The sequence below is a fragment of the Salmonella sp. 32120201201600049SM genome, assembly GCF_017572835.1.
Lineage (GTDB): Bacteria > Pseudomonadota > Gammaproteobacteria > Enterobacterales > Enterobacteriaceae > Salmonella > Salmonella enterica.
In genome coordinates, this window is the sequence record NZ_JAGESA010000002.1 from 499,674 (window position 1) to 526,339 (window position 26,666).

The 26,666-nt window shown below is 52.6% G+C and carries 26 protein-coding genes; 14 read left to right on the top strand and 12 right to left on the bottom strand.

Annotated elements, in window-relative coordinates; all coding sequences use genetic code 11:
* The first annotated feature begins 294 nt into the window (after window positions 1-294).
* The 3 genes from J4650_RS08355 to J4650_RS08365 are packed head-to-tail and all read left to right on the top strand — an operon-like array spanning window position 295 to window position 3,120.
* Window positions 295-1,278, top strand: a complete 984-nt coding sequence (locus J4650_RS08355) for a TRAP transporter substrate-binding protein (RefSeq protein WP_000799367.1) — start codon at window positions 295-297, stop codon at window positions 1,276-1,278.
* Window positions 1,279-1,319: 41 nt separating this feature from the next.
* Complete coding sequence (locus J4650_RS08360) at window positions 1,320-1,802, top strand: TRAP transporter small permease (RefSeq protein ID WP_001221828.1); 483 nt, start codon at window positions 1,320-1,322, stop codon at window positions 1,800-1,802.
* Window positions 1,803-1,812: 10 nt separating this feature from the next.
* Window positions 1,813-3,120, top strand: a complete 1,308-nt coding sequence (locus J4650_RS08365; RefSeq protein WP_000345259.1) for a TRAP transporter large permease subunit — start codon at window positions 1,813-1,815, stop codon at window positions 3,118-3,120.
* A gap of 44 nt (window positions 3,121-3,164) precedes the next feature.
* Here J4650_RS08365 and ftsP read toward each other — a convergent pair whose 3' ends face one another.
* The 5 genes from ftsP to J4650_RS08390 form a co-directional block, all read right to left on the bottom strand.
* The gene (ftsP, locus tag J4650_RS08370; protein ID WP_000010658.1) at window positions 3,165-4,577 is read right to left on the bottom strand and encodes a cell division protein FtsP; all 1,413 of its coding nucleotides are present in this window, start codon (window positions 4,575-4,577) and stop codon (window positions 3,165-3,167) included.
* 73 nt (window positions 4,578-4,650) lie between these two features.
* Complete coding sequence (gene plsC, locus J4650_RS08375; protein WP_000965730.1) at window positions 4,651-5,388, bottom strand: 1-acylglycerol-3-phosphate O-acyltransferase; 738 nt, start codon at window positions 5,386-5,388, stop codon at window positions 4,651-4,653.
* Between the two features lie 256 nt (window positions 5,389-5,644).
* Entirely contained in the window at window positions 5,645-7,903 is a 2,259-nt protein-coding gene (gene parC / locus J4650_RS08380) for a DNA topoisomerase IV subunit A (RefSeq protein WP_001281853.1), read from the bottom strand.
* A 110-nt stretch (window positions 7,904-8,013) separates the two neighbouring features.
* The gene (locus J4650_RS08385) at window positions 8,014-8,880 is read right to left on the bottom strand and encodes an AraC family transcriptional regulator (protein ID WP_000998786.1); all 867 of its coding nucleotides are present in this window, start codon (window positions 8,878-8,880) and stop codon (window positions 8,014-8,016) included.
* A 71-nt stretch (window positions 8,881-8,951) separates the two neighbouring features.
* A complete protein-coding gene (locus tag J4650_RS08390; protein ID WP_000731552.1) occupies window positions 8,952-9,344 on the bottom strand; it encodes a YgiW/YdeI family stress tolerance OB fold protein in 393 nt (130 codons plus the stop codon).
* 151 nt (window positions 9,345-9,495) lie between these two features.
* On the opposite strand from J4650_RS08390, the gene qseB reads away from it, so the two are divergent.
* The 4 genes from qseB (at window position 9,496) to J4650_RS08410 (ending at window position 12,535) form a co-directional block, all read left to right on the top strand.
* A complete protein-coding gene (gene qseB / locus J4650_RS08395; RefSeq protein ID WP_001221574.1) occupies window positions 9,496-10,155 on the top strand; it encodes a quorum sensing response regulator transcription factor QseB in 660 nt (219 codons plus the stop codon).
* Entirely contained in the window at window positions 10,152-11,501 is a 1,350-nt protein-coding gene (qseC, locus tag J4650_RS08400) for a quorum sensing histidine kinase QseC (protein ID WP_000779328.1), read from the top strand. Before qseB ends, qseC begins: the two co-directional genes overlap by 4 nt.
* A gap of 106 nt (window positions 11,502-11,607) precedes the next feature.
* Window positions 11,608-12,189, top strand: a complete 582-nt coding sequence (locus J4650_RS08405; RefSeq protein WP_000065416.1) for an NAD(P)H-dependent oxidoreductase — start codon at window positions 11,608-11,610, stop codon at window positions 12,187-12,189.
* A gap of 31 nt (window positions 12,190-12,220) precedes the next feature.
* Window positions 12,221-12,535, top strand: coding sequence for a putative quinol monooxygenase (locus J4650_RS08410; protein WP_000958587.1), 315 nt, complete (start codon window positions 12,221-12,223; stop codon window positions 12,533-12,535).
* A 124-nt stretch (window positions 12,536-12,659) separates the two neighbouring features.
* On the opposite strand, the gene parE is transcribed toward J4650_RS08410, so the two are convergent.
* Genes parE through nudF form a run of 5 tightly spaced genes read right to left on the bottom strand, consistent with a single transcriptional unit; the run spans window position 12,660 to window position 17,064 of the window.
* Complete coding sequence (gene parE, locus J4650_RS08415) at window positions 12,660-14,552, bottom strand: DNA topoisomerase IV subunit B (RefSeq protein ID WP_000195318.1); 1,893 nt, start codon at window positions 14,550-14,552, stop codon at window positions 12,660-12,662.
* Window positions 14,553-14,579: 27 nt separating this feature from the next.
* Window positions 14,580-15,161 carry an esterase YqiA gene (gene yqiA, locus J4650_RS08420; RefSeq protein ID WP_000105725.1) on the bottom strand — a complete coding sequence of 194 codons (582 nt, stop codon included), beginning with the start codon at window positions 15,159-15,161 and terminating at the stop codon, window positions 14,580-14,582.
* On the bottom strand, window positions 15,161-15,988 hold the full coding sequence (cpdA, locus tag J4650_RS08425) for a 3',5'-cyclic-AMP phosphodiesterase (protein ID WP_000444735.1): 828 nt from the start codon (window positions 15,986-15,988) through the stop codon (window positions 15,161-15,163). The genes yqiA and cpdA overlap by 1 nt, the downstream gene beginning before the upstream one ends.
* A 24-nt stretch (window positions 15,989-16,012) precedes the next feature.
* The gene (locus J4650_RS08430) at window positions 16,013-16,435 is read right to left on the bottom strand and encodes a DUF1249 family protein (RefSeq protein ID WP_000833404.1); all 423 of its coding nucleotides are present in this window, start codon (window positions 16,433-16,435) and stop codon (window positions 16,013-16,015) included.
* Entirely contained in the window at window positions 16,432-17,064 is a 633-nt protein-coding gene (gene nudF, locus J4650_RS08435; protein ID WP_001231950.1) for an ADP-ribose diphosphatase, read from the bottom strand. Before nudF ends, J4650_RS08430 begins: the two co-directional genes overlap by 4 nt.
* Before the next feature lie 200 nt (window positions 17,065-17,264).
* Between nudF and tolC the strand changes: the two genes are divergently transcribed.
* From tolC to J4650_RS08450, 3 genes are all read left to right on the top strand, one after another.
* On the top strand, window positions 17,265-18,740 hold the full coding sequence (tolC, locus tag J4650_RS08440; protein WP_001663008.1) for an outer membrane channel protein TolC: 1,476 nt from the start codon (window positions 17,265-17,267) through the stop codon (window positions 18,738-18,740).
* A gap of 212 nt (window positions 18,741-18,952) precedes the next feature.
* Entirely contained in the window at window positions 18,953-19,624 is a 672-nt protein-coding gene (locus J4650_RS08445; protein ID WP_000831528.1) for a DUF1190 family protein, read from the top strand.
* A 5-nt stretch (window positions 19,625-19,629) separates the two neighbouring features.
* Window positions 19,630-20,793, top strand: coding sequence for a glutathionylspermidine synthase family protein (locus J4650_RS08450; RefSeq protein ID WP_000442833.1), 1,164 nt, complete (start codon window positions 19,630-19,632; stop codon window positions 20,791-20,793).
* Between the two features lie 61 nt (window positions 20,794-20,854).
* On the opposite strand, the gene ygiD is transcribed toward J4650_RS08450, so the two are convergent.
* On the bottom strand, window positions 20,855-21,643 hold the full coding sequence (gene ygiD, locus J4650_RS08455; RefSeq protein WP_000059619.1) for a 4,5-DOPA dioxygenase extradiol: 789 nt from the start codon (window positions 21,641-21,643) through the stop codon (window positions 20,855-20,857).
* Window positions 21,644-21,783: 140 nt separating this feature from the next.
* Between ygiD and zupT the strand changes: the two genes are divergently transcribed.
* Entirely contained in the window at window positions 21,784-22,557 is a 774-nt protein-coding gene (zupT, locus tag J4650_RS08460) for a zinc transporter ZupT (RefSeq protein ID WP_000115874.1), read from the top strand.
* Window positions 22,558-22,623: 66 nt separating this feature from the next.
* Here the strand turns inward: zupT and J4650_RS22945 are convergent, their stop codons facing one another.
* A complete protein-coding gene (locus J4650_RS22945; RefSeq protein ID WP_000469259.1) occupies window positions 22,624-22,800 on the bottom strand; it encodes a hypothetical protein in 177 nt (58 codons plus the stop codon).
* 399 nt (window positions 22,801-23,199) lie between these two features.
* On the opposite strand from J4650_RS22945, the gene J4650_RS08465 reads away from it, so the two are divergent.
* The 3 genes from J4650_RS08465 to dsbI are packed head-to-tail and all read left to right on the top strand — an operon-like array spanning window position 23,200 to window position 26,379.
* Window positions 23,200-24,996: an aryl-sulfate sulfotransferase gene (locus J4650_RS08465; protein ID WP_000460259.1), complete on the top strand. Its 1,797-nt coding sequence runs from the start codon at window positions 23,200-23,202 to the stop codon at window positions 24,994-24,996.
* A gap of 19 nt (window positions 24,997-25,015) precedes the next feature.
* Window positions 25,016-25,687: a thiol:disulfide interchange protein DsbA/DsbL gene (locus tag J4650_RS08470; RefSeq protein WP_000096230.1), complete on the top strand. Its 672-nt coding sequence runs from the start codon at window positions 25,016-25,018 to the stop codon at window positions 25,685-25,687.
* 14 nt (window positions 25,688-25,701) lie between these two features.
* On the top strand, window positions 25,702-26,379 hold the full coding sequence (gene dsbI, locus J4650_RS08475; protein WP_000345576.1) for a protein-disulfide oxidoreductase DsbI: 678 nt from the start codon (window positions 25,702-25,704) through the stop codon (window positions 26,377-26,379).
* Window positions 26,380-26,666: the final 287 nt, after the last annotated feature.

Genomic DNA, 26,666 nt, shown 5'->3' on the forward strand with positions numbered 1-26,666 from the left:
CCACGTCTAAAAACGCAGTATCGCCATAACAACAAAAAGTAAAAAAAACATCAAATTATCAGCAATATATAAAAAAACTTCGCTGAATTGCTCACGACACTGTTTTTACCATGACTTTCTTCTGTGAACCAGATCTCTTTCTTTGGTCTATTGATTAAATTAAATTGGCTGACAGAATTCAGGGGATAAAGAACACCATCACCACGCCTTTCCCCAACGCAACACCTTACGTATCAGCAGGTTATTAATTAATCAACGATAACCACAGGAATCCCAACCTATAAGGAAGCAGATATGAAAAACACACGTTCATTCACAACATCAGCGGTATTACTGGCCGGCTGTTTGCTACTGGCATTTCCAGCGCTCGCCAAAACCACGCTGAAACTGAGCCACAATCAGGATAAAAGCCACGCCGTTCACAAAGCGATGAGCTATCTGGCCGATAAAGCGAAAGCCTATTCGGACGGCGAATTAAATATTCGTATTTACCCCAACGCCACGCTGGGCAACGAACGTGAATCGCTGGAATTGATGAACTCCGGCGCTCTGCAAATGGTGAAAGTCAATGCGGCATCGCTGGAGTCTTTTGCGCCGGAATATAGCGTGTTTAGCCTGCCGTTTTTATTCCGCGACCGCGATCACTACTACAACGTACTGAAAAGCGACTTAGGGAAACGCATTCTCGCGTCCTCCGAAAGCAAAGGCTTCGTCGGCTTAACCTGGTACGACGGCGGCGCCCGCAGTTTTTACGCTGGTAAGCCCATCACTCAACCCGACGATTTAGCCGGTATGAAAATCAGAGTGCAGCAAAGCCCCAGCGCTATCGCGATGGTGAAAGCGCTCGGCGGCGTGCCGACGCCGATGGCGCAAGGCGAACTCTATACCGCGCTCCAGCAAGGCGTGGTCGATGGCGGCGAAAACAACCCCGTGGTTTATGCCGATATGCGTCATGCGGAGGTGGCGAAATTCTATTCCCGCGACGAGCACACGATGGTGCCGGATGTCCTGGTCATCAGTACCAAAGTACTTAACAAATTGAGCGATAAAGAGCGGAAAGCGTTATATAAAGCCGCAGATGAATCCATGCAGCAAATGAAAGACGTCATCTGGCCCGCCGCGGAAAAAGAGGCTTATGAGAGCATGAAGGCCATGAACGCGACCGTTGTTGATATTGATAAATCCGCGTTCAAACAGCGTGTTAAGCCCTTGTTTGATGAGTTCCGCGCGAAAGATGCTCAGTCAGCGAAGGATCTGGAATACATCGAGAATATGTAAATCTGCCGGGCAGGGTTCTCCTGCCCTTTACAGGATGTAATATGCGAATACTCACCAATGCACTGAACAAAATACTGGCCGGGTGCTGCTGTATTATTCTGGCGGTCATGGTTGCCTGCGTATCCTGGCAGGTGGCGGCGCGCTTTATATTCAACGCGCCAAGCAGCACGCTCGACGAATTCACCCAGATTCTTTTTATGTGGATGATTCTGTTAGGCGGCGTCTATACCGCCGGATTAAAAAAACATTTAGCTATCGATTTGTTAGCGCAAAAACTCTCCCGAACGCCCGCCCTCGTGCTCGACAGTATCATTCAGGTGATTATTACCGTGTTCGCGCTGATTTTTATGGTGTACGGCGGTGATATTATTGTTGAAAAAGCGGCGCACGTCAGCCAAATGTCCCCGGTATTAAAATGGCCTATGGATAAAGTCTATTGGGTCATGCCGATTAGCGGCGTCATCCTGGTGTACTACACCATTGTGAACGTTATTGATAATTATCATCAGCGCCATCTTCGCTAACGAGGGATATATGGACTTTGAATATATTTACCCAATAATTGTTTTATTTGGCAGTTTTGCCATTATGCTGGCGGTCGGCGTTCCTATTACATTCGCTATCGGGCTGTCGTCCTTATTCTCAATCCTGATAGCCCTTCCCCCGGATGCGGCAATCTCGGTTATTTCGCAAAAAATGACCGTCGGTCTCGATGGCTTTACGCTGCTGGCGATCCCCTTTTTTGTGTTAGCCGGCAATATCATGAATACCGGGGGAATCGCCCGGCGCCTGGTGAATCTGGCTCAGGCGTTAGTTGGCCGCCTTCCCGGTTCGCTGGCGCACTGCAATATTCTGGCGAACACCCTGTTTGGCGCGATATCCGGCTCGGCGGTCGCTTCTGCGGCCGCGGTGGGCGGCATCATGTCGCCATTACAGGAAAAAGAGGGCTACTCTCCGGCGTTCTCTACGGCGATCAACGTCGCTTCGGCGCCGATTGGCCTGATGATCCCGCCCAGCAATGTGCTAATTGTCTATTCGCTGGCTAGCGGCGGCACCTCTGTCGCCGCCCTGTTTTTGGCGGGCTACCTGCCCGGCATCTTAACCGCGCTGGCTTTAATGACGGTAGCGGCGCTGTATGCCCATCGCCACCATTACCCGGTAGCCGAACGCATCAACCTGCGGCAGTTTCTGTCGGTATTCCGCGATTCATTGCCCAGCCTGTTGCTGATATTTATTATTATCGGCGGCATTATCGGCGGCGTATTTACGCCAACAGAGGCCTCTGCGATCGCGGTAATCTATAGCCTGGCGCTGGCGGCCATTTATCGAGAAATTAATGTGAGTAAGTTGCGCGATATTCTGCTGGATTCGGTAGTAACCAGCTCTATTGTTCTCTTACTGGTCGGCTGCTCAATGGGAATGTCATGGGCGATGACCAATGCTGATGTTCCTGAACTGATTAATGAAATGATTACCAGCGTGTCCGAAAATAAATGGGTCATCTTGCTGATTATCAATCTCATTTTGTTATTCGTCGGGACGTTTATGGATATTACCCCGGCTATTCTAATCTTTACGCCTATTTTCCTTCCCATTGCTCAACATCTGGGAATCGACCCTGTCCATTTTGGCATTATTATGGTTTTCAATTTAACCATCGGACTGTGTACGCCCCCGGTAGGCACTATTTTGTTCGTCGGTTGCAGTATCGGCAAAATCAGTATTGATAAAGTCGTCAAACCGCTATTACCGATGTTTCTGGCACTCTTTGTGGTCATGGCGATGATTTGCTACTTCCCGCAGTTGAGTCTGCTGCTTCCCACGCTGTTTGCTCCTTCCTGAAAACCCTGACGGGTCTGCGCTATTCAGACCCGTACTCGGACGCTTTACGACGCAGGATTCACCAGCATTTGCCCAATCGAGCCGCGGTCAGCCATTTCCAGCGTCTGGCTGTTGAAATAGAACGGGAAGTGCGGCCAGGACGGCTGACCGTAGTAGACCAGCAGTTCGACTTGCCCATCCACCCAGACGGTATCTTTCCAGCCTCTATCTTCCGGGAACGGCATAGCGCCGTTGACGTTACGAATCAGGAAAGAGACGCCCTCAATATGGAACGACTGCGGCATATCGGCGCGTACCGTCCAGCGCTCCCAGGTGCCTTGTTGGGCGGTAATATCAATGCGATTCACATCCCACAGTTGGCCGTTAATCCCCGGATCGTCGCCAAGACTGATGTCCCGACTGCGGACAGGCGCGCCGCTCATGATCTCCGTCGGCAACAGACGCATCGGCAGATTATCGGTCACCAGCGGCAGCAATCCGGTTGGCCGTAACGTCAGCACCAGGGTCGAAACCAGAATACTGGAAGGCTCAAAGAAACCGCGAATCCGATCGACTATGCTGGCCGCTTCCCCGCAGGTGATCGAGACTTCGTCGCCGTTGGTCATATCAACCAGGATTTCACGTCGCTCGCCGGGCGCCAGTGACAACTGTTTGACGGAAACCGGCGCAGGTAAAAAGCCCTGATCGCCTGAAATCACATGCAGCGCCCGGCCATCGCTCATCTGAAGCTGATAGCGCCGCGAGTTCGAGGCGTTCAACAACCGTAACCGTACCCAGCCGCGGGACACTTCGACATAGGGGCTTTGCGCGCCGTTCACCAGCAGCGTATCGCCGACAAAACCACCGCTTCCCGGTTCGCTATACTCCGGCGTCCCAAAGTTATCCAGCCGTTTATCCTGGATAATGACGGGAAAATCATCCACGCCGTAATGGTTCGGAATGGGCAGCGTTTTACTGATGTCGTCTTCGACCAGCCACATTCCGGCCAGGCCGTTATACACCTGCTGCGCGGTACGGTTAGGCGTATTAGCGTGATACCACAGCGTGGCGGCGCTCTGACGAATCGGCAACACCGGCGCCCAGTCCGCGTTCGGCGACATCATACGCGCCGGGCCACCCATCAGCGGCCCCGGCACCAGTAAACCAGCAACCGTCATGGAGACATTTTCCGCCAGGCGGTTGCTATAGATGAGTTTAACGTCATCGCCTTTCCAGACGCGGATTGTCGGCCCCAGATAACGACCGTTCACTCCCCAGACCGGCGCGCGCGTGCCTTGCGTAAAGGACCAGTGCGCTCGCTGTAGCGTCATAAACAACGGCTGCCCGCGACGGGACTCCAGCAACGGCGGAACAGGCAACGGCTGTTGCTGACCGGCAGCATTCGCCCTGAGGGGAATCGCGCCTGCACATAGTGCGATTCCCGATGCCTGAAGAAACTGACGCCGACTGAATGACATATAAGCTCCATGTAAAACAGGCTAAAGAGTTGTGCCTGAAAAAATGATTTCTACAATAACAGAGTAAGGCTGCTTAAACCTTACCGGTCGCTTCACGTTCCGCAACCTCTTTATCAAGTTCCGCGATTTTTTGCTCCATTAACGCACGGCAGTGGGCCGCCAGCTCGCGAACCTGATCTTTACCATATTCGCTGACGTCGACTGGCGGCAGCATTTCCACAATAACCAGTCCGTTGTTCAGGCGGTTTAGATTGACTTTGTTAGAGGTGTTGGAAACGCAGACAGGAATGATCGGCACACCAGCCGCGATAGCCGCATGAAACGCGCCGGTTTTAAACGGCAGCAGACCGCGTCCCCGGCTACGCGTACCTTCAGGGAACATCCAGATAGAAATACGGCGCTTTTTAAAATGGTTAACCACTGCCGCAATGGTGCTATGCGCTTTGGCGCGGTTATTACGGTCAATCAACAGATTGCCGGTCAGCCAGTACAGTTGCCCAAAAAACGGGATCCAAAGCAGGCTTTTTTTCCCCACCGTCACCGTTGGCGGCTGCACAATATTCGCCGCCGTGACCATATCATAATTATTCTGGTGGTTAGCGATATAGATAGCATTGCCATAGTTTTCCGCGTCGGCGGGTTTGCGGCACTCCACTTTCAGGCCAAACAGCGGGGCCAGACGGCCGAACATATGTCCAAACGTCGCCACGTGTTTTGGGTTACGTGGGCTGAAAAGGCAGTAAATAGAACCGAAAACACAGACCAGAATGGAGTAAATAACGGTAACAATAAGACGAAAAATATATAGCATAACAACCTCTGAAGGCCTAAGAGCCCGGCATTCTACGTCACCTGAAATTCAGGTTAGGATTTTGGTAAGTGTGGCTCTCTGGAAAAACGTATTGTTAATCGCAATGCACGAATAAACAACGGTTTTACGGGAAATTTTAATGTTAATCCGATCTGAAACCGTAGGCCGGATAAGACGCTACTGCGTCGTCATCCGGCAACGGCAGAGCGCCGGATGGCGGCTTAGATGCCTTGTCCGGCCTACGGGCGCCCCTCTCTTACTCTTCGCTGTCGCCATGACTTACGCGATGCGGCGAATCAATCTCAATGCGATCGATACGCTGCAGGCCGCGCATTAATGTGCCACGGCGTCCGCGTTCGCCGACCACCTTCTGTAACTCTTCAGGGCGCAGTTTGATTTTGCGCTTCCCGACATGGATAGTCAGAGTGCTTTGTGGCGGCAGCACGTACAGGTGCGCCAGTCCATCATCGCCTTTCGCCGCTTCCGCAGAGGGGATATTAATAATCTTATTCCCTTTGCCTTTCGACAGCTGCGGCAGAGAGTCTACCGGGAACATCAACATCCGTCCGGCCTGGGTAATCGCCAGCAGCATATCGTGCTCGTCTTCAATCACCAGCGGCGGCATGACGTGCGCATTTTCCGGCAGTGTAATCAACGCTTTACCGGCACGGTTACGGGCAACCAGATCGTTAAACGTACAAACGAAGCCGTAGCCCGCATCCGACGCCATCAGCAGTTTCTGGTCATCGCCTTCCATCAGCATATGCTCTACGGTCGCCCCCGGCGGCAGCGTGAGTTTGCCGGTCAGCGGCTCGCCCTGCCCACGCGCCGACGGAAGCGTAATGGGATCAATAGCATAGCTGCGCCCGGTGGTATCAATAAACACCACCGGTTGATTACTCTTACCTTTCACCGCGGCTTTAAAGCTGTCGCCCGCTTTATAGTTAAGCCCCGGCGCATCAATATCATGACCTTTGGCGCTGCGCACCCAGCCCATCTGCGACAGCACGATAGTCACCGGTTCGGACGGCAGCATGTCGTGTTCGCTCATCGCTTTAGCTTCTTCGCGCTCACGCAGCGGAGAACGGCGATCGTCGCCATAGGCATCGGAATCTGCCTGTAGCTCTTTTTTCAGCAAGGTATTCATTTTGCGTTCGGACGCGAGAATGCCCTGCAACTGGTCACGCTCTTTTTCCAGCTCGTCCTGCTCGCCGCGAATTTTCATCTCTTCCAGTTTGGCGAGATGGCGCAGTTTCAGTTCGAGAATCGCTTCCGCCTGGGTTTCGCTGATGCCGAAACGCGACATCAGCGCGGGTTTCGGCTCATCCTCGTTACGGATAATCTCAATCACTTCGTCGATGTTGAGAAACGCCACCAGCAAACCTTCGAGGATATGCAGGCGCTTAAGCACTTTCTCCAGACGATAGTTCAGACGACGGCGTACCGTGTCGCGGCGGAACGCCAGCCACTCGGTGAGGATCTCCAGCAGGTTTTTCACCGCCGGACGACCATCCAGACCGATCATGTTCAGGTTAATACGGTAGCTTTTTTCCAGATCGGTGGTGGCGAACAGATGGTTCATCACCTGCTCCATATCCACACGGTTGGAGCGTGGCACAATCACTAAACGCGTCGGGTTTTCGTGATCTGATTCATCGCGCAGATCGTCCACCATCGGCAGTTTTTTATTACGCATCTGCGCAGCAATCTGTTCCAGCACTTTCGCGCCAGAGACCTGATGCGGCAGCGCGGAAATTACCACGGCACCGTCTTCTTTGGTCCATACCGCGCGCATACGCACGGAGCCCCGCCCGTTTTCGTAAATTTTACGAATTTCCGCACGTGGGGTAATGATCTCCGCTTCGGTCGGGTAATCCGGCCCCTGAACGATATCCAGCAACTGATCCAGCGTCGTTTTCGGCTGCTCAATCAGCGTAATCGCCGCTTTCGCCACTTCGCGCAGGTTGTGCGGCGGGATATCTGTTGCCATGCCCACCGCTATACCGGTGGTGCCGTTCAGCAGGATGTTCGGCAGACGCGCCGGTAACATTTTCGGTTCCTGCATCGTGCCGTCGAAGTTTGGCACCCAGTCCGCCGTCCCCTGACCGAGTTCGCTTAACAGCAGCTCGGCATATTTGGACAGGCGAGATTCGGTATAACGCATTGCCGCGAATGACTTCGGATCATCCGGCGCGCCCCAGTTTCCCTGGCCATCGACCAGCGGGTAACGGTAAGAGAACGGCTGCGCCATCAGCACCATGGCTTCATAGCAGGCGCTGTCGCCGTGCGGATGATACTTACCCAGTACGTCACCGACGGTACGGGCGGATTTTTTAAATTTAGCGCTGGCGTTCAGCCCCAGCTCTGACATCGCATAGACGATGCGGCGCTGTACCGGCTTCAGGCCGTCGCCAATAAACGGCAACGCACGATCCATGATCACGTACATGGAGTAGTTTAAGTAGGCGTTTTCCGTAAATTCATGTAGCGCAAGGCGCTCTGCCATATCGCTCATTAACAGGGGATCCTCAATCTGCATGCTGACCGTTCGGACGGCAATATTGCCGCAGATAATACCCTATCTCACGGTCTGAGTCACAAACCGTGAGCCAGGTGACGAGGAAGTTAACGAAGCGGCAGATAGATATCCGTCAGCAGCTCATGTTCCGCCACCTCATTGACGAAATTCAGGTACTGGAAGAAGACCGGAAAATCGCGCAGCGTCTCGCCGCTGGCCGGTAGCCATTCGCGGAATAAATACCACACGCTCTCCGGGAGGCTGTCGAGCGATCCCTGATGGCGTACCACCGCGCAGCGCCCGCCAGGAATCTCGCTATTCACCACGCCAACGTCATTTTCGGCTATCGGCTGGTGGACGCTGCCGCAGATATCAAAGCGGAATTGATCCGGCGGCGTCGTCTGCGGGTCGTGCCAGGCAATACCAAAGGTTTGGCTGCTGGCAATCGGCGACTGGCCCGTTTCACGCCGCCATGCAATAAATTTCGCCGCGCTGGCGTTGACCTTATCCGGATGCCCCAGATGCGTCAGCATCGCGACGCGGGTAGGTGGAAATTCAACGATTTTTACGTCCATGACATGCTGCTCCTGTAACGCAAGTTTAGGAACGCGTTGGTTCCAGGCCAGCCAGTCCGGCGATTGCCGAAACCGGCGCGGGCTTTGACCAAACGCGGTTTTGAAAGCACGTGTGAACGACTCCGGATTCTGGAACCCGGCATCCAGCGCGATATCGATAACTTTATCCTGCGGGTTAAACGCCAGCCGCCATGACGCACGGCGCAAACGCAGCCACTGGATATAGCGATAGAGCGGAAGCCCGCTCCAGGCGGTAAACTGCCGATGAAAATGAAACGGCGAGCTGTGCGCCATCCGGCTTAACGCCTCAATCGACAGAGGCTCATCCAGATGACGCTCAATGTGGTCGCAAACGCGCCGCAGACGTTCGGAATAAGCCGCGCTGATCAGGTCATTCATCACTGCCTCCTTGTGGCCTATTCTGCCCACCGGGCGGCTGTGAATCCTGACCGATCTTGCGCAATGTGGGATTACGGATTCACTTTACGAATCTGTTTTACGTCGATTTCGACAGAGTTCCAGTCTTTATCCACTTCGCCCTGAATTTCAACGGTATCCTGCGGGGTTACGGTCAGGCCGTTCCAGCGCTTGTGGTCAATATCCACATTGATAGTACCGGTCGCATCTTTAAACACATACAGGTCGTCGGAAATGCGCTCGACGATATTCCCGCGCAGCGTTACCCACGCATCGTCACGCAGCGATTTAGCGCTCTCTACCGTCGTGCTGCTGCCGTTCGGGCCGACAAATCCGCCGCCTTGCGTTTGCGTCGCCGACGGGCCGGAGAAACCGCCCTGCTGAGCCGCCAGAACCGGGGTAGAACACAGTGCCATAACGGCAACGATTGCAGCTAATTTTTTCATGATTACTTTTCCCTTTCATGTCGTTTCAGATCCATTTAATAAGGTAATCCTTAACAACTTCTTAAGGCAAAAAAAGAATCTTTTTTTCTGTACATCGCCTGCGGCGACAAGGTTAACTGACGGCAACGCGAGTTACCGCAAGGAAGAACAGATGCGAATTTTACTGGTAGAAGATGACACACTTATTGGCGATGGCATAAAAGCGGGCCTGAGTAAAATGGGTTTCAGCGTCGACTGGTTTACCGAGGGACGTCCGGGCAAAGAGGCGCTTTACAGCGCGCCTTATGATGCGGTTATTTTAGATTTGACGCTGCCAGGCATGGACGGACGGGATATTTTGCGCGAATGGCGCGAAAAGGGTAAACAGGAACCGGTACTGATCCTGACGGCGCGCGACGCGTTAGCAGAGCGCGTCGAGGGACTACGTCTGGGCGCCGATGACTATTTATGTAAACCTTTCGCGCTCATTGAGGTCGCCGCCCGTCTGGAGGCGCTGGTACGCCGCGCCAGCGGTCAGGCCAGTAGCGAATTGCGCCACGGCCAGGTGACGCTCAATCCAGGCAATCTCGTCGCGACGCTTGCCGGCGAACCGCTGGCCTTAAAACCAAAAGAGTTCGCGTTGCTGGAACTCTTACTGCGCAACAAAGGTCGCGTGCTGCCGCGCAAGCTTATTGAAGAGAAGCTGTATAACTGGGATGACGACGTGTCCAGCAATGCAGTGGAAGTCCATGTTCATCATTTACGCCGCAAGCTCGGCAGCGAATTTATTCGCACCGTACACGGCATCGGCTACACCCTGGGTGACGCATGAAATTGACGCAACGTCTCAGCCTGCGCGTCAGGCTGACGCTTATTTTCCTGATTCTGGTCTCCATCACTTGGGCAATTTCCAGTTTTGTGGCCTGGAGAAAGACGACGGATAATGTCGACGAGCTGTTTGACACACAGTTGATGTTGTTCGCCAGACGGCTTAGCACCCTCGATCTTAACGAGATCAACGCCCCGCAGCGCATGGCGCATACGCCAAAGAAATTAAAACATGGGCATATCGATGACGATGCGCTGGCGTTCGCCATCTTTTCCGCTGATGGCAAAATGTTGCTGCATGATGGCGACAACGGCCAGGATATTCCGTATCGCTATCGCCGGGAAGGTTTCGACAATGGCTATCTGAAGGATGACAACGACCTCTGGCGTTTTTTGTGGTTGAACTCGGCGGACGGCAAGTATCGTATCGTCGTCGGTCAGGAGTGGGATTACCGCGAAGATATGGCGCTGGCGATCGTGGCGGCGCAATTAACGCCGTGGCTGATCGCCCTTCCCTTCATGCTGCTGATTTTATTGCTCCTGCTTCACCGCGAGCTCAGACCGTTGAAAAAACTGGCGCAGGCGCTACGCTTCCGGTCGCCGGAATCGGAAACGCCGCTCGACGCCAAAGGCGTACCGAGCGAGGTTCGCCCACTGGTCGAAGCGCTTAATCAGCTTTTTAGCCGCATCCACTCCATGATGGTGCGCGAACGGCGATTTACCTCCGACGCCGCCCATGAATTGCGCAGTCCGCTGGCCGCGCTGAAAGTACAAACCGAGGTGGCGCAGCTCTCGGGCGACGATCCGCTATCGCGTGATAAAGCGCTGACCCAGCTCCATGCGGGGATCGATCGCGCCACGCGGCTGGTCGATCAGCTGCTGACGTTATCGCGTCTCGACTCGCTCAATAATTTGCAGGATGTAGCGGAGATTTCGCTGGAAGAGCTGCTGCAGTCCGCGGTAATGGATATTTATCATCCGGCGCAGCAGGCGAATATCGACGTGCGTTTACAGCTTAACGCCCATGACGTCATACGTACCGGCCAGCCGCTACTCTTAAGCCTGTTAGTGCGTAACCTGCTGGATAATGCGATTCGCTACAGTCCGCAGGGCAGCGTCGTCGACGTTACCTTACATGCCCGCAGCTTCACCGTCAGAGATAATGGCCCCGGCGTAGCGCCAGAGATTCTGACGCATATCGGCGAGCGTTTTTACCGCCCGCCAGGCCAAAGTGTGACCGGCAGCGGTCTGGGATTATCAATCGTCCGCCGCATCGCTACGCTACACGGCATGACGGTGTCGTTTGGCAACGCCGCGGAAGGTGGATTTGAGGCCGTAGTAAGTTGGTAACAGAGACTTTTGCCAAAAACGCAAAAGACTTTGCACATTTTGCTAATTTCACCGCACCGCCCGTCAGCGTAGAATCAGCAGCAAACGCATTTCTTGAGGACACAAAATGAGTAACATCCTGATTATCAACGGGGCGAAAAAATTCGCGCACTCCAACGGCCAGTTAAATGACACCCTGACCGAAGTTGCCGATGGGCTTCTGCGCGATCTGGGTCATCAGGTTAAGATCGTCCGCGCCGACAGCGACTATGACATTAAAGAAGAGGTGCAGAATTTCGTCTGGGCTGACGTGGTGATTTGGCAGATGCCAGGCTGGTGGATGGGCGCGCCATGGACAGTAAAAAAATATATGGATGATGTCTTTACCGAAGGTCACGGTACGCTCTATGCCAGCGATGGCCGCACGCGTTCCGATGCCGCTAAAAAGTACGGTTCCGGCGGTCTGGTGCAGGGGAAAAAATATATGCTGTCACTGACGTGGAACGCGCCGATGGAAGCATTTACCGAAAAAGATCAGTTTTTCCACGGCGTAGGCGTAGATGGCGTCTATCTGCCATTCCATAAAGCCAACCAGTTCCTGGGCATGGACGCGCTGCCAACGTTTATTGCCAACGACGTGATTAAAATGCCGGATGTTCCGCGCTATACCGCAGAATATCGCAAGCATCTGAGCGAAATTTTTGCTTAACTGGTCATCCTGGAATTAGAAGGAGTTAACCATGCTTACCGTCATTGCCGAAATTCGCACGCGTCCGGGCCAACATCACCGTCAGGCCGTCCTCGATCAGTTTGCGAAAATTATTCCAACCGTTCTTAAAGAAGAGGGGTGCCACGGTTACGCACCGATGGTGGATCATGCCGCGGGCGTGAGTTTTCAGACTCTGGCGCCTGACTCGATCGTGATGATTGAACAGTGGGAAAGCGTTGCGCACCTTGAGGCGCATCTGCAAACCCCGCATATGAAAGCCTATAGCGACGCGGTAAAAGACGATGTGCTGGAAATGAATATTCGTATTCTGGAATCCGGCGTTTAAGTTATTACCCTCGTCTGACGTCTCCCTGATGCGATGCGCAAGTGTCGCCATCAGGCTGCGGCGTTATGTCGGATTCGCTTATCCGGCCTGCGCCACGCAGACCGGATAAAGCGTGCAACAACCGTTACACGTCGAGATCCGCGAGATCGCCTTTTTCCTGTAGCCAGTTGCGTCGATCTTCAGAACGTTTCTTCGCCAGCAGCATATCCATCATCGCGTTAGTACGCTGATCGTCTTCATCGCTAATGGTGAGCTGCACCAGGCGGCGAGTATTCGGATCAAGCGTAGTTTCGCGTAACTGCATCGGGTTCATTTCACCCAGGCCTTTGAAACGTTGTACGTTCGGCTTGCCTTTCTTACGCTTAAGTTGTTCCAGTACGCCCGCCTTCTCTTCTTCCGTCAGCGCGTAATAGACCTCTTTACCCAAATCGATACGGTATAGCGGCGGTAGCGCGACGTAGACATGACCATTCTTCACCAGCGCGCGGAAATGTCTGACAAACAGCGCGCAAAGCAGAGTAGCGATATGCAAACCATCGGAGTCCGCATCCGCCAGGATACAGATCTTGCCGTAGCGCAGCTGACTCAGATCGTCGCTGTCCGGATCGATACCGATCGCCACGGAAATATCATGCACCTCTTGCGAGGCCAGCACTTCATCGGAAGAGACCTCCCAGGTGTTAAGGATCTTACCTTTGAGCGGCATGATCGCCTGATATTCGCGATCGCGCGCCTGCTTGGCGGAACCGCCTGCCGAATCCCCTTCCACAAGGAACAGCTCGGTCCGATTAAGATCCTGCGCGGTACAGTCCGCCAGTTTCCCCGGCAACGCCGGACCGCTGGTGAGCTTTTTGCGTACCACTTTTTTTGCGGCGCGCAGTCGCCGCTGCGCGCTGGCAATCGCCATCTCTGCCAGTTGTTCCGCCGCCTGCACGTTCTGGTTCAGCCACAGGCTGAAGGCATCTTTCACCACGCCGGAAACAAATGCCGCACATTGACGCGACGACAGACGCTCTTTAGTCTGCCCGGCAAATTGCGGGTCCTGCATTTTCACGGAGAGCACATAAGCGCAGCGATCCCAGATATCTTCCGCCGACAGTTTGACGCCGCGCGGCAGAATATTGCGGTATTCGCAAAATTCGCGCATCGCGTCGAGCAGGCCCTGGCGCAGACCGTTGACGTGCGTCCCCCCCTGCATGGTCGGGATCAGGTTGACGTAGCTTTCCGTCAGTAATTCGCCGCCTTCCGGCAGCCACAATAGCGCCCAGTCAACCGCTTCCGTTTCACCGTTAAAATTACCGATAAACGGCTTTTCCGGCAGCGTCGGCAGGCCGTTTACCGCTTCGCCCAGATAGTCGTTCAGACCATCCTGGTAGCACCAGCGCTGCTCGCTGTTATTCACTTCATCTTTAAAAGTGATTTCCACGCCGGGACACAGCACCGCTTTTGCTTTCAGAACGTGCATTAAGCGAGAGACAGAAAAACGCGGGCTGTCGAAGAAACTTTCGTCCGGCCAGAAATGGACGCTGGTGCCAGTATTACGTTTACCGCAGGTGCCGACAACCTGCAAATCCTGCACTTTTTCGCCGTTTTCAAACGCGATGTTATAGACCTGACCGTCGCGGCGCACGGTCACTTCCACGCGCTTTGACAGGGCATTTACTACCGAAATCCCCACCCCATGCAGACCACCAGAGAACTGATAGTTCTTATTGGAGAATTTACCGCCGGCATGAAGCCGACAGAGGATCAGTTCTACCGCCGGAACCCCCTCTTCCGGATGGATATCCACCGGCATCCCGCGTCCGTCGTCAATCACTTCCAGCGATTGATCGGCATGTAAAATGACATCCACGCGTTTGGCGTGACCTGCCAGTGCTTCATCCACACTATTATCAATCACTTCCTGACCCAAATGGTTGGGGCGGGTCGTATCGGTGTACATCCCCGGGCGGCGGCGTACCGGCTCAAGCCCAGTGAGTACCTCAATGGCATCAGCGTTATAAGTTTGCGTCATGGTTTAATTAGCAATTCGAATTGATTGTCAGCAACTGTGCAGTCCAAGAAAATCGACAATCTGGTTGAAATAATCTTCGAAGCCCGTGAATGCGTGATTACCACCCTCGGTCACTGTCTGACGGCAGGAGGCGTAATATGCCACCGCCTGGCGGTAATCCAGCACTTCATCGCCCGTCTGTTGCAGTAGCCAGATCAGGTCCGGCGCTTCCAGCGGGTCAATCTGCATGACTTTAAGATCATAAATATGGCGAGACTCTAGCACATATTGCTGCCCGGTGTAGGGGTTCTCGTTCTGACCGAGATAGTCGGTCAGTAATTCAAAGGGCCGCACGGCGGGATTCACCACCACAGCCGGCAGCATAAAACATTGCGACAGCCAGGTGGCGTAATAACCACCCAGCGACGATCCTACCAGCCCTAGTGGCGCACCGCCATGCTCAAGCACGAGAGATTCCAGCAACTCCGCCGCATCGGCAGGATACGGCGGTAGTTGAGGGACGATCATCTCGACATGCGGATGACGCTCCGCCAGCCAGTTTTTTAGCTGGCACGCTTTTGCCGAGCGAGGGGAACTGTTGAATCCGTGCAAATAGAGAAGCGTAGACATCAGTATCCTTCCGAAGCGGTATCGGGTCGGAACCGGGTATCCTGCAGGCGATGCACTTCCGTCTCCAGGACGCCGTTCGCCCGGAGCTCCAGCGTACGCCAGCCCGGCGCGATAGTATCCAGCGTAAAGTTCGCGCAGTGCGGTTTGAACTGTACGCAGGTTGACGGCGACGCCAGCAGACGCCGTCCGTTCCAGTCAAGATCCAGCTCCTGGTGAATATGTCCGCATAACAGATATTTTACACGCGGGAAATTCGCCAGCACGCTATCCAGCTCACCGGCATTACGCAAGCTGTGCTGATCCAACCAACTGCACCCTGCCGGCAACGGATGGTGGTGCAAAAGGAGCAATGTCTGTCTCTCTGGCGCATCGGCGAGCTTACGCTCAAGCCATTCCAGTTGGAACTCGCTCAGTTCGCCATGCGGAACGCCAAACACCTGGCTATCCAGCAACAAAATCTGCCATTGTTCACCGATTAACACGCGTTTAGCCGGGGAAATCCCCGCCTCTTGCAGCGCGCTGTACATTGCCGGCTGAAAATCATGATTGCCCGGTAGCCAAACGCAAGGCGCGCGAAAGCTTGCGATACCCTCAGCAAAATGCTGATAAGCCGCAGCGGATTGATCCTGCGCCAGATCGCCGGTGGCCACGATCAGATCATATTCATACTGTTGCGCCCGAATAGCCTCCAGCACGGCCTGGTAACTTTCCCAGGTATTGACGCCTAACAGCGTTTCATGCTTTTCGGCAAACAGGTGAGTATCTGTAATTTGTAAAATCCTGACTCGGGCCTCACCAGCCAGAGGTAGGGTTAACAGGCTTTCCAAATGGTGTCCTTAGGTTTCACGACGCTAATAAACCGGAATCGCCATCGCTCCATGTGCTAAACAGAATCGTAGCCAGTCGGCCAGAAACTGATTAATTTGATGCTTTTCGTCGCGTTGATGCAACTTTTTATTTGGATAATCATACCGCGCTTTGAAGCGAAAGATCTGCTGGCTTGAACACACTTCAGCCACCATCGCATCATGGTAGAGGCGCACCGTCAGCGACGGCAGGCTCCAGTAGGTGATGGCTGGCGCCGTTTGCTCGATCGTTACAAGCGTAGTGTATCGGGTCGATTCCACAATCGTTAACCGATATTGTACGTTGCCCACCTGATAGCTCACCGTTTCACCGGGGGCGTCATTGCGCGGCAGCAGGCGGCGCAATTGCGAAAAATTGGTTTCGCACAAACGCATCATTTCTGGGAAGTCAGGTGTATAACGCTTCATTTTTTCCACTCGTTTTTTAACTCTTGATGATGCAACTGAAGCCATTGCAAAGCGATGACTGCGGCTGCGTTGTCGATTTTCCCCTCTTCTACCCACTGGTATGCCTGTTCCCGGCTTACCACATGAACCCGAATATCTTCGTTTTCATCCGCCAGACCATGAATACCTGCCGCGGTCGTGGCGTCCACTTCACCCACCAGAATAGATGAGCGCTCGCTAGTTCCTCCTGGACTCGCCAGGTAACTGATTACCGGTCGGGTGCGGCCTACGGTCAGCCCCGCTTCTTCCATCGCCTCTCGCCGGGCGACCGCCTCAATGGTTTCGCCTTCTTCTATCATGCCGGCGACCATCTCCAGCAGCCACGGCGTAACGCTTGTGTCATACGCGGCAATACGAATCTGTTCGACCAGCACCACCTCGTCGCGTTCAGGGTCAAAGGGTAGCAAGACGGCGGCGTGCCCGCGCTCAAAAATTTCGCGCTTTACCTCGCCACTCATTTCTCCGTTGAATAAACGATGGCGGAATCGATACACATCCAATGAAAAAAAACCGCGATAGCGCGTTTCCCGTGCAATAATTTCTACATCGCTTTTGGTGAAAGTAACTGGCAAGTTGTCTGATTTACGCATTGTGCTGCCCTGCTAGCAATAATGATTAAATGATGAATTTCAAGGGTGGTTGACTGCTGTTTTATCACCCTTGTGGTAAATTGGTGCCAATTAAGGCTCGTATGGCACGTAACGCCAACTTTTTGCAGTGGCGGATTCTGCTAGAATCAGCAATTATTTTTACAAATTGATCAGCGCTAAATACTGCTTCACAACAAGGAATGCAAATGAAGAAATTGCTCCCCATCCTTATCGGCCTGAGCCTGTCGGGGTTCAGCACACTAAGCCAGGCAGAGAACCTGATGCAAGTTTATCAGCAAGCACGCCTGAGCAACCCGGAATTGCGTAAATCCGCTGCCGATCGCGATGCTGCATTCGAAAAAATTAACGAAGCGCGTAGTCCTTTACTGCCGCAACTGGGTTTAGGTGCCGACTACACCTACAGCAACGGTTATCGCGATGCGAACGGTATCAACTCCAATGAAACCAGCGCTTCTCTGCAATTAACGCAGACGCTATTTGATATGTCGAAATGGCGTGGGCTCACCCTGCAAGAAAAAGCAGCAGGCATTCAGGATGTCACCTATCAGACCGATCAGCAGACGCTGATCCTCAATACCGCGAACGCGTATTTTAAGGTATTGAACGCTATTGATGTGCTTTCCTATACCCAGGCGCAAAAAGAGGCTATCTACCGTCAGTTAGATCAAACGACGCAACGTTTTAACGTGGGTCTGGTCGCCATTACCGACGTGCAAAACGCCCGTGCGCAATATGATACCGTACTGGCGAATGAAGTGACCGCCCGCAACAACCTGGATAACGCGGTAGAAGAGCTGCGCCAGGTAACCGGCAATTATTACCCGGAGTTGGCGTCGCTTAACGTCGAGCATTTTAAAACCGACAAACCCAAAGCTGTTAATGCGCTGCTGAAGGAAGCGGAAAACCGTAACCTGTCGCTGTTGCAGGCGCGTTTAAGTCAGGATCTGGCGCGCGAGCAAATCCGTCAGGCGCAGGATGGTCATCTGCCGACGCTGAATTTAACGGCCTCAACCGGCATTTCTGATACCTCTTATAGCGGTTCTAAAACCAACTCCGCCCAGTACGACGATAGCAACATGGGGCAGAATAAAATCGGCCTGAACTTCTCCCTGCCGCTGTATCAAGGCGGGATGGTTAACTCGCAGGTAAAACAGGCGCAGTATAACTTCGTCGGCGCAAGCGAACAGCTGGAAAGCGCGCACCGTAGCGTGGTGCAGACCGTACGTTCTTCCTTTAACAATATTAACGCCTCCATCAGCAGCATCAACGCGTACAAACAGGCAGTCGTTTCCGCGCAAAGTTCTTTGGATGCAATGGAAGCCGGTTACTCGGTCGGTACACGTACCATTGTTGACGTACTGGATGCCACCACCACTCTGTATGATGCCAAGCAGCAACTGGCCAACGCGCGTTATACCTATTTGATTAATCAGTTAAATATCAAATATGCGCTCGGTACGCTGAACGAGCAGGATCTGCTCGCGCTTAACAGTACGTTGGGCAAACCTATCCCGACGTCGCCGGAAAGCGTAGCGCCGGAAACGCCAGAGCAGGATGCTGCCGCAGACGGTTATAATGCCCATAGCGCCGCGCCGGCAGTACAGCCGACCGCCGCTCGCGCCAACAGCAATAACGGCAATCCATTCCGGCATTGATAAGTTATTCGCTGGCGCTGCGCTTATCAGACCTATGCCCTTGTAGGTCTGGTAAGCGCGGCGCTACCTGTCATAAAGCCGCACCTGAACGTAAGGCAACGTAAAGATCCTGCTATTCCGCCGCATTCTCGCCTTTTCTCGCTTCAATTTCGACCAGTCATCCTCTATTCTGAACGCATGTTGTATTTACCACTGGGTCCTGGAAGACAAATATGAAACGGACAAAATCCATCCATCACGCATCATTTCGCAAAAGCTGGAGCGCGCGGCATTTAACGCCGGTCGCCCTGGCGGTTACGGCTGTTTTTATGCTGGCTGGCTGTGAAAAAAGCGATGAAACCGTATCGCTGTATCAAAACGCTGATGACTGTTCAGCGGCGAATCCGGGCAAAAGCGCGGAGTGTACAACCGCGTATAACAATGCGCTGAAAGAGGCCGAACGTACTGCGCCTAAGTACGCTACACGCGAAGATTGCGTCGCTGAGTTTGGCGAAGGCCAGTGCCAGCAAGCACCTGCACAGGCTGGCATGGCACCGGAAAATCAGGCGCAGGCCCAACAATCCAGCGGCAGTTTCTGGATGCCGCTTATGGCAGGTTACATGATGGGACGTCTGATGGGCGGCGGCGCAGGCTTTGCGCAACAGCCGCTGTTTAGCTCGAAAAACCCGGCCAGCCCTGCATACGGCAAATATACCGATGCGGCAGGTAAAAACTACGGCGCGGCGCAACCGGGCCGGACAATGACCGTACCGAAAACCGCGATGGCGCCGAAACCTGCCACCACAACAACCGTTACCCGCGGCGGTTTTGGCGAATCCGTCGCCAAACAGAGCACCATGCAGCGTAGCGCTGCCGGTACTTCAACACGTTCGATGGGCGGCTGATACGCATGGAAAGAGTCAGTATTACCGAGCGCCCGGACTGGCGCGATAAAGCGACTGAATACGGGTTTAATTTTCACACTATGTATGGTGAACCGTACTGGTGTGAAGACGCTTATTACAAGTTAACGCTCGCCCAGGTGGAAAAACTGGAAGACGTTACCGCCGAGCTGCACCAGATGTGCCTCAAGGTAGTAGAACGCGTCATCGCCAGCGATGAGCTGATGACGAAGTTTCGTATTCCAAAACATACCTGGGGTTTTGTTCGCCAGTCCTGGCAAACGCAACAACCGTCGCTCTATTCCCGCCTCGATCTGGCCTGGGACGGCATCGGCGAGCCTAAGCTGCTCGAAAATAATGCCGACACGCCAACATCGCTGTATGAAGCGGCGTTTTTTCAGTGGATTTGGCTGGAAGATCAGATCAACGCGGGCAATCTGCCGGAAGGCAGCGATCAGTTTAATAGCCTGCAGGAAAAGCTGATTGAACGCTTTGCTGAACTTCGCGAGCAGTACGGTTTTCAGTTGCTGCATCTCACCTGCTGTCGCGATACGGTTGAGGATCGCGGCACCATTCAGTATTTACAGGACTGCGCGGCCGAAGCGGAAATCGCCACCGAATTTCTCTATATCGACGATATTGGTCTGGGGGAAAAAGGCCAATTTACGGATCTGCAGGATCAGGTCATTGCGAACCTGTTCAAGCTCTATCCGTGGGAATTTATGCTGCGCGAGATGTTTTCCACCAAGCTGGAAGATGCCGGCGTGCGCTGGCTGGAACCGGCCTGGAAAAGCATTATCTCCAATAAAGCGTTGTTGCCGCTGTTGTGGGAGATGTTCCCTGACCATCCGAATCTGTTGCCTGCGTATTTCGCCGAAGACGAACATCCGCCAATGGATAAATATGTCGTGAAACCGATCTTCTCCCGCGAAGGGGCGAACGTATCGATTATTGAGAACGGTAAAACGATCGAATCCGTGGAAGGCCCGTATGGCGAAGAGGGTATGATCGTGCAACAGTTCTATCCGCTGCCAAAATTCGGCGACAGTTACACCCTGATTGGTAGCTGGCTGATTAACGATCAGCCCGCCGGAATTGGTATCCGTGAAGATCGGGCGCTGATCACCCAGGATCTCTCCCGCTTCTATCCGCATATTTTTGTCGAAGGATAGATTCTCCTGTAAGCCCGATGCGCGTAGCGCCATCGGGCAATCATTCAGCGCCTTATCCGGCCTACCCCACCTGCACCGACAACATACTTATACTGCCCATCTCAATACCGTCGACCGGGATGGTGATAGGTTCCTTGCCGTCCCAGGCGCCAAGTACATACAGCAAAGGCAAAAAGTGCTCCGGCGTCGGGTTCGATAAGGCCCCCCCTTCATGTTGCAGATAATTCACCAGCGGGTGCTGTTCTACCGGCCCCTGCCACGTCAGGTTGGCTTTCACAAAGTCATTAAATGACGCCGCCCAGGGATACGGTATATTGTCACCGTGCCAACGCACAGTCCGCAGGTTATGAACCACATTCCCGCTAGCCACCAGCATCACGCCTTCGTCACGCAGCGTCGCCAGTTTACGACCCATCTCAAAATGCCATGCCGCCGGTTTGGTACTATCAACACTAAGCTGCACCATCGGGATATCCGCATTCGGGTACATCTTGATCAATACGCCCCAGGAGCCGTGATCAAATCCCCACGCCTCTTTATCGAGCGCGACGGGAACGGGAGCCAACAGTTCAACCAGACGCTGCGCCAGCGCAGGCGATCCAGGAGCCGGATAATGCATGTCATACAGCGCCTGCGGAAAACCGCCAAAATCATGGAGAGTTTGCGGCCTTTCCATCGCTGTGACGCCAGTCCCACGGGTATACCAGTGCGCCGACACCACCACTATCGCCTGTGGTCGCGGTAGGGCTTCCCCCAATCGCCGCCAGGCGCGGGTATAATCGTTATCGTCCAGCACGTTCATCGGGCTGCCATGCCCCAAAAACAATGCTGGCATACACGTTAAAGACATGATGTTATCCTTACAAGAAAGACATTTTGTTAACATCACCATACGCTTTCTTCACAGAGGAAGAACTCAGATAACTATGATGAAGATCATCAGTTATTTTGAAGGTCAGGTTCGGACGGCAAATTGATAAGGAGTAATGGATGTCAGTACCACTTATTCTGACCTTACTGGCGGGCGCCGCCACCTTTATTGGCGCGTTTCTTGGCGTTCTCGGCCAAAAACCGTCTAACCGCGTGCTGGCTTTTTCGCTGGGCTTCGCCGCAGGGATCATGCTGCTTATCTCGCTGATGGAGATGCTGCCCGCCGCGCTTGATACCGAGGGGATGTCGCCTGTACTGGGCTACGGAATGTTTATTATCGGCCTGTTGGGCTACTTCGGGCTGGACCGCCTGCTTCCTCACGCTCATCCGCAGGATCTGGTGCAAAAAAGGCAGCAGCCGCTTCCCGGCTCGATAAAACGCACTGCGATTTTATTGACGCTCGGCATTAGCCTGCACAACTTTCCGGAAGGGATCGCCACCTTTGTCACTGCCAGCAGCAATCTTGAACTGGGTTTCGGCATCGCACTGGCGGTGGCGTTGCACAATATTCCTGAAGGTCTGGCGGTTGCCGGCCCGGTTTATGCCGCGACGGGCTCAAAACGTACCGCGATTTTTTGGGCCGGTATCTCCGGCATGGCGGAAATTCTTGGCGGCGTACTGGCGTGGCTGATTTTGGGCAGCCTGGTTTCACCGATCGTTATGGCGGCTATCATGGCGGCAGTCGCCGGCATTATGGTGGCGCTCTCCGTCGATGAACTGATGCCGCTGGCAAAAGAGATCGATCCTAACAATAACCCCAGCTATGGCGTGCTTTGCGGTATGTCCATCATGGGGCTCAGTCTCGTCATTTTGCAGACGATAGGTATCGGTTAAGAGAAACGTCGCGCCGGATGCAGGCCTTTAGCCAGGCAACATCCGGCTGCCCGTCAAGGATATGCGCTATTTCTGCTCATTCATCACGCTGTCGCCTTCGCTCGTCTGGCGAAAACGTTTCGTTCGCGCTTCAAGTAATGCATCTCTGTCTTGCCGAAACGCTCTGCAATAACGCTTCATATGGCAAATATACCCTACTACCACCAGAACGATTAATATTATCCAATACCAGGCAATAAACATCCTTTTTACCCTTAAAATTTAACATCACTAAACATTTAACGTTAAAATTTTACATACCCTTATTTTGACGTATTCATATACTGGCATATTTGTGGAACAAATAAATGATTTTGATCATATAAATCAGTGGTGAAACACAATAATGAAAGAGGTATTAAGCAGAAAACAATGTCGATAAGATCACACTTCGTACTAATTTATATTGTTCTTAAAATATCACACTCCTACTATCGACTCACTCAGGCAATTAAAAAATATTGATACAGAATATACTTTAAAATAAGTAACAGCATCATGACTTATATTTAAAGACCAATCATTTACCTCATTTATTATTCATAAAAACATAGTATATTCAGAAGTATTATATTTAGAAGTTGTATATAAGGAGATATATCCATGTTTGACCAATACCGGAAAACAATACTTGCCGGTGCCGTCGCACTGACATGCGGACTCACCGCAGCCAGTACGTTTGCCGCAGGTTTTCAACCGGCACAGCCCGCAGGAAAATTAGGCGCAGTCGTTGTCGATCCTTACGGAAATGCCCCTCTCACCGCGCTGGTGGAATTAGATAGCCATATTATTTCAGACGTTAAAGTTACTGTACATGGCAAAGGGGAAAAAGGCGTTCCTGTTACTTATACTGTTGGGAAAGAGTCTTTAGAAACCTATGACGGTATTCCTATTTTTGGCCTTTATCAGAAATTTGCCAACAACGTCACGGTAGAATATAAAGAAAACGGCAAAGCCATGAAGGATGACTATGTGGTGCAGACGTCCGCCATCGTCAACCATTATATGGATAACCGTTCTATTTCAGATCTCCAGCAAACGAAAGTTATTAAAGTTGCGCCAGGATTTGAAGATCGCCTTTATCTGGTAAATACCCATACCTTTACGCCGCAGGGCGCTGAATTTCACTGGCACGGCGAAAAAGATAAAAATGCGGGCATTCTTGATGCCGGCCCGGCGGGCGGGGCTTTGCCTTTCGATATCGCCCCTTATACGTTTGTGGTCGACACCCAGGGTGAATATCGCTGGTGGCTGGATCAAGATACCTTCTACGACGGCCACGATATGAATATCAACAAACGCGGCTACCTGATGGGTATTCGTGAAACGCCTCGCGGCACCTTTACCGCGGTGCAGGGCCAACACTGGTACGAGTTTGACATGATGGGGCAAATTCTTGCCGATCATAAACTGCCGCGCGGGTTCCTGGATGCGTCTCATGAATCCATCGAAACCGTGAACGGCACCGTACTGCTGCGCGTCGGCAAACGCGATTACCGCAAAGAAGACGGCATACATGTTCATACTATTCGTGACCAAATCATTGAGGTCGATAAGTCTGGCCGCGTAGTAGACGTTTGGGATTTAACCAAAATCCTCGACCCTATGCGTGATGCGCTGCTCGGCGCGCTGGATGCGGGCGCAGTATGCGTGAACGTCGATCTGGCCCATGCCGGACAGCAGGCGAAACTTGAACCGGATACGCCGTATGGCGATGCACTTGGCGTTGGTGCCGGTCGTAACTGGGCGCACGTCAACTCTATCGCTTATGACGCGAAAGACGACTCCATTATCCTTTCTTCCCGCCATCAGGGTATTGTAAAAATTGGTCGAGATAAGCAGGTGAAATGGATACTGGCACCGTCTAAAGGCTGGAATAAGCAGCTAGCCAGTAAATTGCTGAAACCGGTAGACGATCATGGTAAGCCGTTGACCTGTGACGAAAACGGCAAGTGTAAGGACACCGATTTCGATTTCACCTATACCCAACATACGGCATGGCTTTCCAGCAAAGGCACGTTAACGGTCTTTGATAACGGCGATGGTCGCGGCCTGGAGCAACCGGCTCTACCGACCATGAAATATTCCCGTTTTGTCGAATATAAGATCGATGAGAAGAAAGGCACCGTACAACAAGTTTGGGAATACGGTAAAGAACGTGGATATGATTTCTATAGTCCTATTACCTCGGTTGTTGAATATCAAAAAGACCGCGACACCATGTTCGGCTTTGGCGGTTCTATTAACCTGTTCGACGTTGGTAAACCAACAGTCGGCAAACTGAATGAGATTGACTATAAAACGAAAGAAGTGAAAGTTGAAATTGATGTGCTGTCGGATAAGCCCAACCAGACGCACTATCGTGCGTTACTGGTTCATCCAACGCAAATGTTTAAATAAATCACGGGAAGGAATTAATATGTCATCTAAATGGATTACCTCTTTATTTAAAAGCGTAGTATTAACCGCGGCATTGGTCACTCCTTTTGCGGCATCGGCTTTTACCGAGGGCACAGATTATATGGTTCTGGAGAAACCGATTCCTAATGCGGATAAAACGCTGATTAAGGTATTTAGCTACGCCTGCCCTTTCTGCTACAAATATGACAAAGCCGTAACAGGTCCGGTTTCTGATAAAGTAGCCGATCTCGTTACGTTCACTCCGTTCCACCTGGAAACAAAAGGCGAATATGGCAAACAGGCCAGCGAAGTATTTGCAGTCCTGATCGCCAAAGATAAAGCTGCCGGGATTTCGTTATTTGATGCTAAATCACAATTCAAAAAAGCGAAGTTCGCCTGGTATGCGGCTTACCATGATAAGAAAGAGCGCTGGTCAGATGGGAAAGATCCGGCGGCATTTATTAAAACCGGGCTGGACGCCGCAGGCATGAGCCAGGCTGATTTTGAAGCGGCGCTGAAAGATCCTGCCGTTCAGGAGACTCTGGAAAAATGGAAAGCCGCCTATGACGTTGCCAAAATTCAGGGTGTTCCGGCTTACGTCGTCAACGGCAAGTACCTTATCTATACCAAAAACATCAAATCCATCGATTCTATGGCTGAACTCGTTCGGGAACTGGCCACTAAAAAATAAGCAGGGAAACGATTATGGATTTTATTAAGGGATTATGGCGAGACCTACGCGCAAGACCAGTAGATACGCTGGTGAGATGGCAGGAACAGCGCTTTCTGTGGCTGTTAATGGCCATCGCGATGGGAGGGTTAATTATCCTGGCGCACTCGTTCTTCCAAATCTATCTCTACATGGCGCCGTGCGAACAGTGTGTTTACATTCGTTACGCGATGTTTGTGATGGTAATTGGCGGGGTGATTGCGGCGATAAATCCCAAAAATATCGTGCTGAAGCTGATTGGCTGCATCGCGGCGTTTTATGGCAGCATTATGGGCATTAAGTTTTCTATTAAGCTTAATGGTATCCATCATGCGGTACATAATGCGGACCCCGATTCACTTTTTGGCGTGCAAGGATGTTCGACTGACCCTACCTTTCCTTTCAACTTACCGTTGGCGGAATGGGCACCGGAGTGGTTTAAACCTACCGGAGACTGCGGTTATGACGCGCCTATCGTCCCTGATGGCGTAACGCTCAGTAGCGTACAGCAGTGGTTTGTCGATCTCTACCAGCAGTCCGAAGGCTGGTATCTGCTTCCGCCCTGGCACTTTATGAACATGGCGCAGGCATGTATGTTGGCCTTTGGGTTGTGCCTGATTCTGCTGCTGGTGATGAGCGGCGCCTGGGCATTGAAACTGGCCAGAGGCAAATAACCTGAATAGATAAACCAAAGCAGAGGTCTGCATTCAGGCCTCTGCTTTTCTCACAATAATTTTACCATTCAGCTTATTCGTCGTTCTTTGAAACTGAACAATATGGCACCGAAGGAATACAAAAAAGCCGATGACATCTCATCGGCTTTTTTCAACCATGTGACCCGTCCTGAATAGCGTTGACACGTTCCAGACTTAAATCCGGAGAACGTGATGATGACTGAGTTCAAACGCACCCAACGCGATTATCCTCTATCCTTTAAAATAGCCGTCGTTGAGCAGGTCGA

Coding starts and splice junctions, on each gene's coding strand:
- zupT (WP_000115874.1), top strand. CDS start 21,784: ATGTCAGTACCACTTATTCTGACCTTACTGGCGGGCGCCGCCACCTTT.
- J4650_RS08470 (WP_000096230.1), top strand. CDS start 25,016: ATGTCATCTAAATGGATTACCTCTTTATTTAAAAGCGTAGTATTAACC.
- J4650_RS22945 (WP_000469259.1), bottom strand. CDS start 22,800: ATGTTTATTGCCTGGTATTGGATAATATTAATCGTTCTGGTGGTAGTA.
- parE (WP_000195318.1), bottom strand. CDS start 14,552: ATGACGCAAACTTATAACGCTGATGCCATTGAGGTACTCACTGGGCTT.
- J4650_RS08445 (WP_000831528.1), top strand. CDS start 18,953: ATGAAACGGACAAAATCCATCCATCACGCATCATTTCGCAAAAGCTGG.
- J4650_RS08410 (WP_000958587.1), top strand. CDS start 12,221: ATGCTTACCGTCATTGCCGAAATTCGCACGCGTCCGGGCCAACATCAC.
- J4650_RS08360 (WP_001221828.1), top strand. CDS start 1,320: ATGCGAATACTCACCAATGCACTGAACAAAATACTGGCCGGGTGCTGC.
- J4650_RS08430 (WP_000833404.1), bottom strand. CDS start 16,435: ATGAAGCGTTATACACCTGACTTCCCAGAAATGATGCGTTTGTGCGAA.
- J4650_RS08465 (WP_000460259.1), top strand. CDS start 23,200: ATGTTTGACCAATACCGGAAAACAATACTTGCCGGTGCCGTCGCACTG.
- J4650_RS08390 (WP_000731552.1), bottom strand. CDS start 9,344: ATGAAAAAATTAGCTGCAATCGTTGCCGTTATGGCACTGTGTTCTACC.
- dsbI (WP_000345576.1), top strand. CDS start 25,702: ATGGATTTTATTAAGGGATTATGGCGAGACCTACGCGCAAGACCAGTA.
- J4650_RS08365 (WP_000345259.1), top strand. CDS start 1,813: ATGGACTTTGAATATATTTACCCAATAATTGTTTTATTTGGCAGTTTT.
- ygiD (WP_000059619.1), bottom strand. CDS start 21,643: ATGTCTTTAACGTGTATGCCAGCATTGTTTTTGGGGCATGGCAGCCCG.
- nudF (WP_001231950.1), bottom strand. CDS start 17,064: ATGCGTAAATCAGACAACTTGCCAGTTACTTTCACCAAAAGCGATGTA.
- tolC (WP_001663008.1), top strand. CDS start 17,265: ATGCAAATGAAGAAATTGCTCCCCATCCTTATCGGCCTGAGCCTGTCG.
- J4650_RS08405 (WP_000065416.1), top strand. CDS start 11,608: ATGAGTAACATCCTGATTATCAACGGGGCGAAAAAATTCGCGCACTCC.
- qseC (WP_000779328.1), top strand. CDS start 10,152: ATGAAATTGACGCAACGTCTCAGCCTGCGCGTCAGGCTGACGCTTATT.
- J4650_RS08355 (WP_000799367.1), top strand. CDS start 295: ATGAAAAACACACGTTCATTCACAACATCAGCGGTATTACTGGCCGGC.
- ftsP (WP_000010658.1), bottom strand. CDS start 4,577: ATGTCATTCAGTCGGCGTCAGTTTCTTCAGGCATCGGGAATCGCACTA.
- plsC (WP_000965730.1), bottom strand. CDS start 5,388: ATGCTATATATTTTTCGTCTTATTGTTACCGTTATTTACTCCATTCTG.
- J4650_RS08450 (WP_000442833.1), top strand. CDS start 19,630: ATGGAAAGAGTCAGTATTACCGAGCGCCCGGACTGGCGCGATAAAGCG.
- parC (WP_001281853.1), bottom strand. CDS start 7,903: ATGAGCGATATGGCAGAGCGCCTTGCGCTACATGAATTTACGGAAAAC.
- yqiA (WP_000105725.1), bottom strand. CDS start 15,161: ATGTCTACGCTTCTCTATTTGCACGGATTCAACAGTTCCCCTCGCTCG.
- qseB (WP_001221574.1), top strand. CDS start 9,496: ATGCGAATTTTACTGGTAGAAGATGACACACTTATTGGCGATGGCATA.
- J4650_RS08385 (WP_000998786.1), bottom strand. CDS start 8,880: ATGAATGACCTGATCAGCGCGGCTTATTCCGAACGTCTGCGGCGCGTT.